Source organism: Paenibacillus sp. FSL E2-0151 (assembly GCF_037993015.1).
Taxonomy (GTDB): Bacteria; Bacillota; Bacilli; order Paenibacillales; family Paenibacillaceae; genus Paenibacillus; species Paenibacillus amylolyticus.
Genome location: NZ_CP150308.1, coordinates 5,169,524 through 5,183,949 on the forward strand (window position 1 = coordinate 5,169,524; position 14,426 = coordinate 5,183,949).

At 44.7% G+C, this 14,426-nt stretch carries 11 protein-coding genes; 5 read left to right on the forward strand and 6 right to left on the reverse strand.

Annotated features, from left to right (window positions below; all coding sequences use genetic code 11):
* Window positions 1-54: 54 nt before the first annotated feature.
* The 5 genes from MHI55_RS23120 to MHI55_RS23140 form a co-directional block, all read right to left on the reverse strand.
* Window positions 55-906 carry a PRD domain-containing protein gene (locus MHI55_RS23120; RefSeq protein ID WP_036617363.1) on the reverse strand — a complete coding sequence of 284 codons (852 nt, stop codon included), beginning with the start codon at window positions 904-906 and terminating at the stop codon, window positions 55-57.
* A 233-nt stretch (window positions 907-1,139) separates the two neighbouring features.
* The gene (locus MHI55_RS23125; RefSeq protein WP_200868526.1) at window positions 1,140-2,570 is read right to left on the reverse strand and encodes a glycoside hydrolase family 1 protein; all 1,431 of its coding nucleotides are present in this window, start codon (window positions 2,568-2,570) and stop codon (window positions 1,140-1,142) included.
* A 42-nt stretch (window positions 2,571-2,612) separates the two neighbouring features.
* Window positions 2,613-4,280, reverse strand: a complete 1,668-nt coding sequence (locus MHI55_RS23130; protein WP_340387110.1) for an S-layer homology domain-containing protein — start codon at window positions 4,278-4,280, stop codon at window positions 2,613-2,615.
* Between the two features lie 150 nt (window positions 4,281-4,430).
* The gene (locus MHI55_RS23135) at window positions 4,431-5,888 is read right to left on the reverse strand and encodes a glycoside hydrolase family 1 protein (RefSeq protein WP_036668687.1); all 1,458 of its coding nucleotides are present in this window, start codon (window positions 5,886-5,888) and stop codon (window positions 4,431-4,433) included.
* A 291-nt stretch (window positions 5,889-6,179) separates the two neighbouring features.
* Complete coding sequence (locus MHI55_RS23140; RefSeq protein ID WP_340387112.1) at window positions 6,180-6,473, reverse strand: MbcA/ParS/Xre antitoxin family protein; 294 nt, start codon at window positions 6,471-6,473, stop codon at window positions 6,180-6,182.
* 147 nt (window positions 6,474-6,620) lie between these two features.
* On the opposite strand from MHI55_RS23140, the gene MHI55_RS23145 reads away from it, so the two are divergent.
* The 3 genes from MHI55_RS23145 to MHI55_RS23155 all read left to right on the forward strand — a co-directional run bounded on the left by MHI55_RS23145 (window position 6,621) and on the right by MHI55_RS23155 (window position 9,369).
* The gene (locus tag MHI55_RS23145; protein ID WP_036668689.1) at window positions 6,621-7,685 is read left to right on the forward strand and encodes a suppressor of fused domain protein; all 1,065 of its coding nucleotides are present in this window, start codon (window positions 6,621-6,623) and stop codon (window positions 7,683-7,685) included.
* A 26-nt stretch (window positions 7,686-7,711) separates the two neighbouring features.
* Window positions 7,712-8,473 (forward strand): LuxR C-terminal-related transcriptional regulator, encoded by a 762-nt coding sequence (locus MHI55_RS23150; protein WP_340387114.1) that lies wholly within the window; start codon window positions 7,712-7,714, stop codon window positions 8,471-8,473.
* A gap of 116 nt (window positions 8,474-8,589) precedes the next feature.
* A complete protein-coding gene (locus MHI55_RS23155) occupies window positions 8,590-9,369 on the forward strand; it encodes a hypothetical protein (RefSeq protein ID WP_047843906.1) in 780 nt (259 codons plus the stop codon).
* A gap of 115 nt (window positions 9,370-9,484) precedes the next feature.
* On the opposite strand, the gene MHI55_RS23160 is transcribed toward MHI55_RS23155, so the two are convergent.
* Window positions 9,485-11,236 carry an ABC transporter ATP-binding protein gene (locus MHI55_RS23160; RefSeq protein WP_340018102.1) on the reverse strand — a complete coding sequence of 584 codons (1,752 nt, stop codon included), beginning with the start codon at window positions 11,234-11,236 and terminating at the stop codon, window positions 9,485-9,487.
* 150 nt (window positions 11,237-11,386) lie between these two features.
* On the opposite strand from MHI55_RS23160, the gene MHI55_RS23165 reads away from it, so the two are divergent.
* Both MHI55_RS23165 and MHI55_RS23170 read left to right on the forward strand, forming a co-directional pair.
* A complete protein-coding gene (locus tag MHI55_RS23165; protein ID WP_338706768.1) occupies window positions 11,387-12,829 on the forward strand; it encodes an ABC transporter permease subunit in 1,443 nt (480 codons plus the stop codon).
* A 36-nt stretch (window positions 12,830-12,865) separates the two neighbouring features.
* Window positions 12,866-14,377 (forward strand): ABC transporter permease, encoded by a 1,512-nt coding sequence (locus MHI55_RS23170; RefSeq protein ID WP_076328215.1) that lies wholly within the window; start codon window positions 12,866-12,868, stop codon window positions 14,375-14,377.
* The last annotated feature ends 49 nt before the right edge of the window (window positions 14,378-14,426 follow it).

Below are 14,426 nucleotides of genomic sequence, written 5' to 3' on the forward strand. Positions count from 1 at the left end.
CTTATCATTATTCAACGTTTAGGTTTTGCCTTTTTAGCAGTAACAATCCCAACTTTATTCAATTGTTTGTTCATTTCTGACAATTCGTTCAATATGAATGGTCAGATACAGTATTTCTTCCTTGGACAACACCCGATTATAGATCTTACGCGTATAGTCACTGATCCTTACTGCACATGCATGTGCTTCCGGATACTGCTTGCTCACCAAGTCATGAAGCGGATTATCTACTTCTTTATCTTCAATCGCCGTTCCTTGCAACACACGTTGGGCAAAGAACTTCAGATGAGTTAAAAACCGATAATAACTCAATGAATCTTCATCAAGTTCAATCACAAAGCTACGTCTTACGATGTTAAGTATGTCCTTAACGATGTTCGTAATACTGATCGTTTCCCTCATCTCACCGTTCATCTGGGCATTAACCAGATGCATTGCAATGAATGCGCATTCGTCTTCGGGTAGCAGGACACCTAATGTTTCCTCAATAATCTGTAGCGCCTTGAGTCCAATGGCATATTCCTTCCGGTACATGCGCTTGATCTCCCAGAACAATGCGTTACGGATCTGCAATCCTTGACGATGTCGATCAATGGCAAAATGAATATGATCCGTCAGTGAAATGTAGATGCTTTCATGTAGCTTCTCACCTAACACCGTCTCGGCATAACGGATAATCTCATCCGAGCACTCGACATATTCAACCGGGATATCAGACAGAAGTGTTTTAAGTTTCTGTGATACTTCCTTACTTTCAAGCGAGAATATTTTTTCGACGAGACTCTCGTCAATCGATTCACCAGTATGCTTTTTGAAGGCAATTCCACGTCCCATAACGACCAGTTCGTTTCCTCCCGGATCAATTACGGTAACTACGTTGTTGTTCAGCACCTTCTCAATTTTCATTTCTTCACATCACCTTGCACCGTCAAAGTAGTAAAAGGCAAAACCAAAGCAGGTCACGAAATATGCCCCGCTTCTGGTTTTGCCTGATTGAACAGTAACAATCCAGTATTCATTAGCCTTAGGCCCATCTTACCATATAATTATCCATATGACAATGTTTTTGTGAAAGCGGTTAATGTGCGTTAATGTGACATCAGAAGGTGCTTGCACAACTATGCTTATAGAACTAGTATTTACTCGTTGTTGTTCTTAAGACTTGCGCCATTTGTACTAATAACTTCCTTATACCAATGGAATGATTTTTTCTTGTAACGATCCAATGTTCCTGAACCGTCATTGTTGCGGTCTACATAGATGAAACCATAACGTTTCTTCATCTCTGCTGTTGAAGCACTTACCAGGTCAATACAGCCCCATGACGTATAACCCATCACTTCTACGCCATCCTCAAGAGCTTCGCCAACCTGTACCAGATGGTCATTCAAGTATTGAATACGGTAATCATCGTTCACCGTTTTATTGCCATTTTCGTCCGTAATCAGCTCATCGACTGCGCCCAGACCATTTTCGACAATAAACAATGGTTTTTGATAACGGTCCCAGTATTTGTTCAAGGTTACGCGCAGTCCTTGCGGATCGATCTGCCAGCCCCACTCACTCGCTTTCAGATAAGGGTTTTGCACACCTGCGAACAGGTTTCCTTTGCCTTCGATACGTTTCTCGGGATCACCAGTCTCACAGATACTTACATAATAACTGAACGAGATAAAGTCTACGGTATGCTTCAGAATTTCAGCATCGCCATCTTCAAACTTAATATTGATATTATTCGCTTTGAAATAACGATTAATGTATTTCGGATAATAACCACGTGCATGGATATCAGCAAAGATATCATTGCGCTGTTCCGCATGCATCGCTGCAACCACATCATCCGGGTTTGGAGTCAACGGATACGTAGGCATGCTCAGTACCATACAGCCGATTTTGGCTTCAGGCATAATTTCATGACCCAGTTTCACAGCTAACGCACTGGCTACCAATTCATGATGAATCGCTTGGTACAGATCCTGTTTGGACAGTTCAGCTTTTGGCGTATAGATGCCGCCACTCATGAATGGTTCCTCCAGGATGGAGTTGATTTCATTGAATGTCAGCCAGTATTTAACTTTGCCTTTGAAACGGTTGAAAAGAACTGTTACATAACGCTCGTAGAAATCGATCATTTTACGGTTAACCCAGCCATCATATGTTTTGGACAAATGCAGCGGTGTCTCATAGTGAGAGATCGTTACGAGTGGTTCAATCCCGTATTTGTGACACTCATCGAACAGGTCATCGTAGAATTGCAGACCCTTCTCATTTGGCTCCAATTCATCACCTTTAGGGAAGATACGGGACCAAGCGATTGATGTACGGAACACTTTGAAGCCCATTTCAGCAAACAGTTTAACATCCTCTTTGTAGCGGTTGTAGAAATCGATACCGATCAGTTTCAGGTTATCTTCTGTAGGTGCTTCCGTTCTAGGCGTTGTAATCCCGTGTGGCATTACATCTTGAACAGACAGACCTTTGCCATCTGTATTATAAGCTCCTTCAAGTTGGTTGGCTGCTACAGCGCCGCCCCATAGGAAGTCTTTCGGAAATGGTGTAGTCATATCAATCATTCCTCTCATTATTTATCATTATTAAGTTGGTTATTGAACTTAGTTTGTTGGCAATTGTTCCAATCGTTGCAGAATCAGCTCCAGCTGAGCACCTGTAACCGACTTCGATGAATCAAATTGATCTTTGGACATACCGGACATAATACCGGCTTTGGCACTATTTTGAACGGCTTCATAAGCCCAATGCTTATCATTCAAATCCTTGAACAATACTACAGTTGACTCGTCTGCATCATTCCAGCCGCGACTCGTCAAAATATGGTCTACGATCACTGCCATCTGTGCACGTGTTACTTCCTCTCCCGAGGCAAATATCTGATTGCTGACACCTTTCATCAATCCTGCCTTGGTCACTGTTGCGATGGCCTGACGAGCCCATTCAGGAGCAGAATCTGTGTACGGGTAAGCAGATTCGGATACTTCAGGAAGATTTAACTTGTCGGCAAGCACGAGGGCGATCTGCGCTCTTGTCACAGGCTCAGTTGGTTTTGTTCCATGTTCTATGTTACCTCCATCCTGTTCCCCTGAAGTACCTTTGCTTAGTTGGAACAGGTCGGCAAGTACTTCTTTGTTGTCAAAAGCCGGTACCCACGACCAATGCTTCATGCCACCGTACAGTCTTTGGCTATCCATGTATGCATCGTCATACAGCGTCATATTGACATGCTTGGCTCCAAGCTCAGTCAAAGCCTGATAAGCCAAAGAGCTTGTCCGGCTATCAGTGGTTGGATCATTTTTGGCATGCATAATCCATACTGGGACATCCACAATATCTTTCAGTTCTTTTTTGAATGCTTCTACAGATCCGGTGTAATCCGCTACCGTATCCTTGGCCGCTACAATAATCGCTCCAGCAAACAGATCGGGATATTGTGTCAAGAAACGGAAGGCACCACCACCGCCACTGGAAACACCAGACAGATAGATCCGATTCGGATCAACTTTACCTTCAGCAACCAGCTTCTGAATCAACTCATACTGCGCCACGAAGTACGCCTGCATCTGGGCCAGTTGCTCCGGGTTATCATAGATTTTGAAGCTGTAATTCTCAGGATACTGTACGGCCAGTACGGAAGTATCATACCCCGATTCCGCCCAGACTACAGCTCCACGATTTGCAGTAAGATGGCTGCGCCCATCCGTACCAACTTCGCCACCACCATGGAGCCATACCATGAGCGGCTTCGGTTCTTCGGACGTGCTTCGTTTCAGTTGATAGGACAAGTTCGCACCATTACTGCCTGTAAATTGTCCTTTTTCAAACTCATCGACCGTACGCGTTTTGACTACATTTACATTTTTATCGTCAAAAGAAAGTTCAGGATACGCATTGCTTGTGACTGCAAATGCTGACTTAAATCCACCTGGATATTTAAAAGGCTTTACCGCCATATGGATGGTATGATCCGTAATTGTCAATTTTATTCCGTCATCTTCATACTCATTCTGTATGATCTCTTCCGCTTCATTTAAAGGATAGCCATCATAATTGCCAGTAAGTTCGAAGTCTGAAGCTTTCAGATTCTGATATTTCTCCGGATTCGCTACAGTAATGTCAAAGGACTCTACCATCTCTCCAGGATCACCAACATAGGTATTGGCCTGGATTCGAGTAACCTGGGTGCTTTCCGCACCAACGGTTGCTGGCCAGATCACACTCAGACTTAGTGTCAGGGCAAGCATCCATCCCATACTTTTTGTGTTCATACTCCATCTTTTCAAAAGATATCCCTCCATATGTAATGTTTGCAGCACATAAAAAAGCGGACAAACGCTAATCAGCAGGCCCTCAGGAACATTAAATTCCATTAAACACTAACTGTTATATCAGGTTTGCCCGCTCAGAAAACGTGAGAACTACAGTTGCTCACCATTACTGGAGATTACGTTTTTGTACCAGTCGAATGAATCTTTTTTGGAACGTTTGAGTGTTCCGTTACCTTCGTCATCCAGATCCACGTAGATGAAACCATAACGTTTGGACATTTCGGAAGTGGACATGCTCACAAGGTCAATCGGGCCCCATGCTGTAAATCCAATCAGATCGACGCCATCTTTGATGGCTTCTTTCATTTGTTCAATGTGTTTTTTCAGGTAATCCACACGATAGGAGTCATGGATCGAACCGTCTTCTTCAACACGGTCATATGCACCCAGACCATTTTCTACGATGAACAATGGTTTCTGGTAACGATCCCAGAAGTTGTTCAAGGTTACGCGCAGACCGATCGGATCGATCTCCCAGCCCCAGTCGGATGCTTCCAGATAAGGGTTTTTCACGCCGCCAGTCAGGTTACCCGATGTTTCTTCCTTGTCTGCAGATGCAGATTTGGTTACGGACATATAGTAGCTGAAGGAGATGAAATCAACGGTATTGTTCAGCAAGATCTCGTCATCGCCTGCTTCTTTTTGAATCACGATGTCGTTTTCTTCAAAATAACGAGCCATGTAGTTCGGATATTTACCACGAGCATGCATGTCCGTGAAGAAGAGGTTGATTTGATTCTCGTGTTGAGCCAGACGAACATCTACCGGATTACATGTTGCTGCATAAGTTTCCATACGAGCAAGCATACAACCCACTTGGGATCCAGGCATAATCTCGTGAGCAAGCTTCGTTACCAATGCACTTGCTACAAATTGGTGATGCAGCGCTTGATAAGTGGTTTGCAGTTTGTTGTCCACTTTATCGATCAGAATGCCGCCGCCAGTGTAAGGGCTGAACAGCATGACGTTAATTTCATTAAACGTCAGCCAGTATTTCACTTTATTTTTATAACGGTTGAACACCGTTTCTGCATACCGAACATAGTGCTGGATTACTTCACGGCCAGCCCAGCCGTTATATTTTTGCGTCAAGCCAAGCGGTGTCTCATAGTGAGACAATGTAACGAGCGGCTCGATGCCATATTTCAACAATTCGTCGAATACTTCATCATAGAATTTCAAGCCTGCTTCATTCGGCTCTTGATCATAACCGTTCGGGAAAATACGTGCCCAGTGAATGGACAAACGGAATACTTTGAAGCCCATTTCAGCGAACAATGCAATATCTTCTCTAAAGTGATGGTAGAAATCGATACCAAAACGTTTCGGGAAACGTTCTTCAAATTTGCCGGAGAGGATCTCTTCGATTCGGGAAGAGGAAATTTCCATAGCATGTCCGCCTGTACGCTTCTCTTTGGGAACATGAGCGATCATGTCCGCTGTGGAGAGGCCTTTGCCGTCCTTATCGAATGCACCCTCCAATTGATTGGCAGCTGTAGCGCCGCCCCATAGGAAGTTTTCGGGGAATCCTTTTTTTGCCGTGGTCATGAACAACAACCTCTTTTCGAAATTTATTTTGGTTTTTCCAGGTAAAAAATGGTGTGATTTAGAGCAGAAAACAAGAAAAACCTAAACTCAAGGTAAAATAGCACCAAAAAAAGGAGCTTTCATTTCACCATCAGTTTAGGTTTTGCCTGTCTTCACAGTTACAATCCATCAAAAGATGTTATTGCATATTCTGTTGTATTTGCTCTTGTAATGTAAGCGTAACATATCTATTTTGCAAAATCAACTTCACTGGATCAACTGATCGTTCGCACACTCTCACCATCGAAAAAATTAACGCGGCATACGCATAATCGCTGCCCTTAATGCCTGCGCTCCTTCCTCCGTTTCCAGGTAAACAGCGGGACTTTGGTCCCCTAAAGCCGGGATATCTTTCGCCATCCATTCAAAAGCGTACTCCCCCATTTCACACAAAAGCACCCGACTTATATCTGCCGGAATCCCTTGTAATCGCGCATGTTCTACCCACGCGGGGTCCAACTTTTGTCCAAGTTCTTCAAACAGTTCGGAAAATGAGTCCCAGCTTGTATGATTAAACTCCTTTAAATAGATACCTTTCATACTCATGTAATTTCACTCCCTGGATTGCAATTAATAACACCGAAGTCCTATCTGACACAATTCATCCTTAAGCCGCTTGAATCCGTTTCTGTAACAGGTAGACTTAATTTTAAATGTTTTTCGGGGGAAAGAACAGTCAAGGAGGATTCAATAATGACTCAGGAAGAAAACACATCTGGTTGGGATGCGATTGATCAATCCATGCGTGAATTGTATGGGGAACAAGAGCCAAAACACTACGGCACTGCCCTTCCGTATATTCTTGGAGGTCCCGATCCACTCGATGGCATTAGCGTTTATGCTGTCGATTACCCTATGCCTCACTGGCATTTTGTTACCTACGGTTTCTCTGAATTGTATGAAAAAGAGATGCAGGATGCATCCAAGAGCGGGTATGGTTTTGAGCTCACCTTTCGTCTTACACGCAGTGAAGCAGAGACTGATCCGCCAGCCTGGGCGCTGAATCTGCTACAGAATGTAGGACGTTACGTGTTCAACAGCGGAAATATCTTTCAGCCAGGAGATTACATGGACGCCAATGGCCCCATCTGTCTGGAATCCGATACTTTGCTGACTGCTCTCTCGTTTATTGAAGATCCGGACCTACCCGCGGTCTCAACGCCTAATGGTTCAGTGCAATTTATTCAGATGGTTGGCATTACAGGTCGGGAACTGGAAATGATTCAAAGTTGGAATGCTCGTGGCTTCCTGTCTGCCTCCTCCATGTTCATGCCCAAATATGTGACGGATCTGATGAGAAATTCGTACGCAGATATTCCTTCGGTTATACAAGCGGTTGAGGATGGAATGGAACAGGACGGGTCCAGCACAGCATTTTTATTCATACAACAACTGGCTTGGGAATCTCCTCGCAAAAAATTGCTGCAAAAATCGGTTCCGGCCAAACTCCAGCTTGGAGCCAAACAAGCCGTATTAGTTGGCACCATCCTTCGTAGCCGAATTTCGAAAGGTGCCTCTCTATCCTTGATCGGACCGGATACTAATATTCTGTTCGAAGCAGGAGAACATCCAGCTGTATTGGAATCGGACAGACAAGTTACCCTGACGGTGAACAAACAAATTGTTGATGAGCTGGCAGAGAACCTTCGCCCGTTTGAAGGAACATTTGAGATAACTTCATTGGATCATATTATCGTTCAGATTGTTAGAACAGAGATTAAGAACCAGGAAGGACACGTCATTCAAACGATTGGATGAGAACTGTGCAGCAAGGAGGAAACAACATGCCTGCCATTACATTTACCTCACGCCACGAAGAGTCTCCGACTTGCTCACATTCAGCAGGAACGGCACCGTTTGACTATTTACCAAAACCCAGTCTGGACAGGCTTCGTAAAATCAATCATTTCCTGATTCATGCATTCCAGAACAGTATCTCGGTTATACAAGAGAATTTAACGGGCACTTATCTTTTTTTACTCACAGATAGCAACGGTGTGCTCCTCTCGATGAATTACAGTTCAGATCTTAAAGCTGTAGTAGAAGATTCCCCCATTCGTCCGGGCATGTTCTTCACTGCACAGAGCTGTGGAGTTAACGCCATATCTGTAACGATGGACAGCAACGAGCCTGTAGTGCTGCTGCCCGAGCAGCATGAAAGTCCTTATTTTCAAAGCTGGCATTGTTACGCCGCACCTCTGTTCATGGGATCGCAACATGTAGGTTATCTGGATGTGTCCACCATTAATGCAGATATGCAAGGTGAACTGATCGCCATTGCCAAGCTAATTCCAGCGTACATGCAGAACTGTTATCAGAGTCAACAGACTGCTGAAGTGTGCGACAAACCGGCGGTGGAGTTCACCGAGCGTCAGTTAACCATTCTGGAGATGATAGCCGGAGGTCTCACGGTAAAAGCCATTGCTTTGAAATTAAAGATCAAGGAATGCACCGTGAATCATCACAAAAAAGTGATTTTTAACAAATTAGGTGTGCAATCCAGCACAGAAGCTGTTTCAATTGCCAGCCGAATGTCTTATGTATAGAAGACCCCTATAGATTCCTATAGGTAGTATATGAGAACGTTTGTGCTACAATTTAGGAAGCAGGCAACATGTAGAGAGAGAGAGAAACAAACACACACACATTTCAGGAGGGTAATATGACAATTCCAAAAAAAGCTTCTTTATTCGCCATGCTCATTATGATTATGCTGGTTGCAGCCGCTTGCGGTGACAAAGCAGATAACACAGCCGAAACAGAAGAGACTACCCCGACAGAAACAACGACTGGTACTGATTCTGATACAGCGAATACAGAAGAAACAGAGAATACAGAACCAGCAAGCGAAGAGCCCAAAGAAACTGATAATTCCCAAGACGTTGAGCTGGGGACTACGGAAAAAGGTTCTTACACCAATGACTATTTTGGCGTATCTCTGAAATTCCCGGAAGCATGGGAGTTCCAGGATGCTGCAGGCATGAATGAGCTGACAAGTGCTTCATCCGAAGCGATTGCTGGTGATGATGAAACAAAGAAAAAACAAATTGAACTGTCTCAGACCAAAACATTGAATCTGCTTATGGCTTCAAAGTACCCATTGGACGGCGGTCAAGTTGGCCCTTCCGCTATGGCCATTGCTGAGAAAGTAAGCTTGTTGCAAGGCATTCGTACAGGTAAAGACTACCTGGAAGCAACCAAAAAATTCATGGTGGATAGCCAGTTCCCTTACGATTATAAGGAAATGACAACGGAAACCATCGGTGGTAAAGAGATGGATCTGATGCAAATCACGATGGATCCAGGTGACGGTTCAACCGTTACTCAAGATTACTATAGTACAATTATTGAAGGATATGCTTTCAACTTCATATTCACTTACGTGGATGATAAGACCAAAGCCGAGATTGATACCATCAAGAAATCGGTTCAATTCAAATAATCGCTTTTGATTACTGCCAATTATACGAAGAACATATAACTCAACCCCGATAACGATCTGTGGAGATCATCGTCGGGGTTCTTTTGTCGTTGAAACAGACTATATATTTCACTATCTAACTAGATATGGCTACCCAGTGCCCTTCCGTGACTTCTACCCACTTGGAATGTTCGAGATTATAACGGTCCTCTACTTCAACATTCTCTCTTGTTGTTTCTTTCACAACATGTCTCTTTTTCTTCGCTTCTACCGCCGGATCAGGCACGGGAATAGCAGATAGCAAAGCCTTGGTGTAGGCATGTTGCGGGTTGGAATAGAGTTCTTCACTCTCGGCCAGCTCTACAATTTTCCCGTTATACATCACCGCCACTCGATCACTGATATGTTTAACCATGGACAAGTCATGCGCGATGAAGAGATACGTCAATCCGAGTCGCTGCTGCAACTCTTCAAGCAATTGTACGATCTGAGCCTGTATCGACACATCCAGTGCAGACAATGGCTCATCACATACGATGAATTCAGGTTCCACAGCCAGAGCTCGTGCAATACCGATCCGCTGTCTCTGCCCACCCGAGAATTCATGTGGATAACGCTGCGCATGGGTGGGATCAAGACCTACCATCTCCAGCAATTCCTCCACACGCTTTTCCCGCTGAGCGGCAGTGCCTGCAAGTTGATGAATATCAAGCGCTTCTCCAATGATATCCATAATCCTCATTTTGGGATTCAGAGATGCATAGGGGTCTTGGAAGATGATTTGCATATGTCTACGCATCGTTTTCATCTCCGAAGCCGACAAGCGATTGAGCGGGACTCCTTTAAACAGTACATCTCCACCTGTTGGCTCATGCAATCGCAGAATCGCACGGCCCGTGGTTGATTTTCCGCTACCGGATTCCCCTACAACGCCAAGCGTCTCTCCTTGACGAATATGAAAGCTAATATCATTCACGGCCTTTAAGGTATTGCCTTTCCCCAGATTAAAATGTTGTCTGAGTGATTTCACCTCAAGCAACGGCTGATCATCCTCCAAATCTCTCGGGACCAACGATACCGGTTTGGGCTTTTTCTTCTGATCCAGCCGTGGTAATGCATTCAGAAGTCTGATCGTATACGGGTGTTTGGGATTAGCAAAAATCTCTGTTGTTGTCCCGGTTTCCACAATCTGTCCTTCTTTCATAACAACAACCCGATCACACATGCCTGCTACTACGCCCAAATCATGCGTGATCAGGATAATCGATGTGCCCAGTTGGTCCTGCATATCTTTCATCAAATTAAGAATTTGTGCCTGAATCGTAACGTCAAGTGCGGTTGTCGGCTCATCGGCAATGAGTAATTCAGGACGACAAGCAAGTGCAATACCGATCATGACCCGCTGGCGCATGCCTCCGGAGAATTCGTGTGGATATTGGTTGTAGCGTATTTCACTACGAGTTATCCCCACCCGCTCCATCATGGCAATCGCCTGTTTCTTGGCTTCCCTTTTGGACACCTTCTGATGTTTGATTAGACTTTCGGAGATCTGTTTACCCACTTTAATAGTCGGATTAAGAGAACTCATCGGGTCCTGAAAGATCATGCCAATATCACGCCCACGAATGCTCTCCATCTCTTTCTGCGTTTTATTCGCCAGATCGACCCCTTTGAACAGAATCTCTCCATTTTTCATCTGTGAAGGCGGCGATGCAAGCAGCCTCATAATGGAACGTGCGGTTACACTCTTGCCACTACCCGATTCGCCTACAATGCCTAGTGTCTCTCCTTTGCGCACTTCAAAACTTACCTCTCGTACTGCATGAAACTCACTCTCTCCAGAATGAAAAGAGACCGATAGATCATTAACTTTCAATAAAGGTTCCATGTTATCACCAGCTCTCATCCGTATTTCACATTCACTTATCTCATATGTATACCATTTAATTCCTTGACAATTGTTTAGACCCTAAATAATATATACTATATCAATCGGAATAATGCAATTTAAACCTGAATGAAAGGAGGCACGCTTGGTTTGAATCTTGCAGAAAGCAGCAGACTCTCGCGGTTGGTGCACAATTTAAGTTTTATTTATGGCAAAATGCTGCTTCATCCTTCCTACCGATATGTTCTGTTCATTCTTGGATTACCGATCAATCTGGTCGTGTTTCTAATATGGCGTTCGAATCGAAAAAATGACGGCTGGGTAGCTGCCAGGCAGACGGCTGAGCAAGAACTGCTCGCTTCTTCCTATCGGAACAAGATGAAGTTGGAAGTCGAAGAACAGCTGCGACGCAAACATCGTTTTTTCCAGCAGCAGGTCAGTGAGGAAGAATTCAGACGTCAGACCGAGGAATGGTTGGAAGAAACGGTTCAGAAAGAGTTGAAGGAGCGGACTTCTCGCATACTTCAGGAACAGGGAAGTCAACGTCTTACGATGGCCGATACATTCCACACCCTTATCGACAAACCGTGGTTTTTCGCGATATCCATTATTCCTGGCTGTCTGATGTATGGCATCCTCTTTTTGTATGGAAATCCTTATCTAAAGTACATATTTGAAAGAATACTGATGACGGTATTTGTCATTCTGGGCGTAGCCACACTCGTATTTACGATTTTGTATATGTCTCCGTTCAACCCGGCAGCTAACATTCTCGGAGAGACAGCAACGCAGGAACAGATTGCAGCATTCAATCAGGTGTATGGCTTGGATCAGCCTTATCTTACACAGCTCTGGAACAATATTAAGGGAGTTGCTCTCTTCGACCTTGGCAAGTCTTTTGCAGGAAATGAAGACGTAACAGCAACGATTGCAAGGAAGTTTCCAATTACATTGACGCTGGCGGTTATCTCCCTGCTGCTAGCACTTGTCATCGCATTGCCCATCGGTATCATCTCAGCGATTAAGCCTAATTCATGGTTCGATTATACGTTTATGTTCATCGCTCTGATTGGATTATCGATCCCGAATTTCTGGCAAGGACTTATTTTCATTCTGAACTTTTCGATCAAATTACAGTGGCTTCCCGCCACCTTCAACCCGCAGAACTGGCTGTCGATCATTATGCCAACCATTGTGCTGGGCACAGGACTTACGGCTGCGGTGGCACGGATGACCCGGTCTTCTACACTGGAAGTCATTCATGAGGATTATGTGATGACCGCCCGCGCCAAGGGGTTAAGCGAACGTCAGGTCATGCTGAAACACGCTGTACGTAATGCATTGATTCCAATCGTAACTGTGGTTGGGCTTCAATTCGGAGCCATGCTTGGCGGGGCAGCAGTGACGGAGAAAGTGTTTAATATCAGCGGTCTCGGCAGCTATATTGTGGATAAACAATTCATCCCCGATATTCCGAGTATCATGGGCGGAGTAATCTACACCGCAATTACGATCTCCATTATCAATGTAGCGGTTGATCTGCTGTACGCTTTTATTGATCCAAGAGTGCGCTCCAAGATGAAACAATATTAAAGTGTGTGTTGAACTACCTCTTAAAGCAGGTGTATTATGACAAACTCGTCCTTAACACAAGAAATGCGTTTCCGGCTTAAGTCTTCTCGAGAATACAGTCAGGCAAGCTTCGCTTGGATCACGTCCCTTCTCTTGACTGCCTTGTTGCTGTTCAACAGTTATGACTGGAGCGGGCAGACGTTCAAACCATTTCTGCTAACGATACTTGGGATCTATGTATTCTTCACACTGGTCCAAAGTGTCATCACCCTTCGGATTCGAAAAGACTTAATCCGTACAGGTACGATCTCTACTTTGACCCGCAGGTTAGCCTGGGTTCAGCTACTTGCCATCATTTCTGGCAACATATTTATCGTAACGGCAGCCTTTCATCTGATTCGAAAAGCCAGGAATGTGGAGTACACCTTTGCGGTATATATGCTGTTAACCCAGCTGTTCGTCATCGGTGTATCTGCGTTAAATGTTTTCAAACCCTATGTGGCTGACAACTTTCTGCCAGCTATGGCGGTGCTCATATTTATTCTGGTCATCGACCTGGTCGTACTGATTATCGTATCCCGATATAACGCGACCTCTATCCTCCCTCGCTGGATGATCGGTGTCAGTGTAGTACTGATTCTGACCTCAATCACAGGTAATGTATTTGCCCTATTGCTCGGCATTTCCATTATTGGGCGCATTCGCAGACAGGGGAAACAAAAATCAAACTTCTGGAATGATCTGTGGGAGCGACTTGCTCCGAATATGACTGCCATGTCCGGTTTGTTTTTTATCATTTTTCTGTTCTCGATATCGATTTGCAGCTTCTTTACTTTTGATTACAGCATGGCTGTGGAAAACAACTACTCCGCTCTGCTTCAACCCCCTTCCCTTGCGTATCCCTTGGGAACGGACGACTTCGGACGATGTTTATTTTCCCGGATTGTATTTGGTGCCCGGATCTCCTTAATCGTAGGTTGCATGTCGACCATCATTCCTGTGTTGATCGGTGGAGTCCTCGGAGCATTCTCCGGTTTCTACGGAAGGCATACGGATAACATCATCATGCGGCTGCTGGATATTCTCTATGCGATTCCGGGAATTCTGCTCGCCATTGCCATTATTGCGGCGTTTGGAGCCAATACGGTCAATCTTATTCTGGCGCTGAGTCTGGGTTCGATCCCAACTTACGCCCGTACCATGAGAGCCAGTGTGCTCTATGTATCTACTTTTGAATTTGTGGAAGCTGCACGTGCACTGGGGTACAACAATCGTACGATTATTTTCAAACACATTATTCCCAACTCCCTTGCGCCCATGATTATCAAGTCCACACTCACGATTGGTGGAGCAGTTATTGCTACCAGCAGTTTGAGTTATCTGGGACTCGGCGTGGAGCCGCATATTCCGGAATGGGGTAACATTCTGAAGCTCGGCAGTACATACCTGGAGACCCACTCTTATCTGGCGATTTATCCAGGCTTGGCTATTATTCTGCTGGTTCTTTCGTTTAACTTTCTCGGTGACGGCCTGCGTGATGCGCTTGATCCCAAGCTGGAAAAGGCATAACTGATTCGTCATTGAAATGAATGATATAGAAAAAAAATTCACACATCAC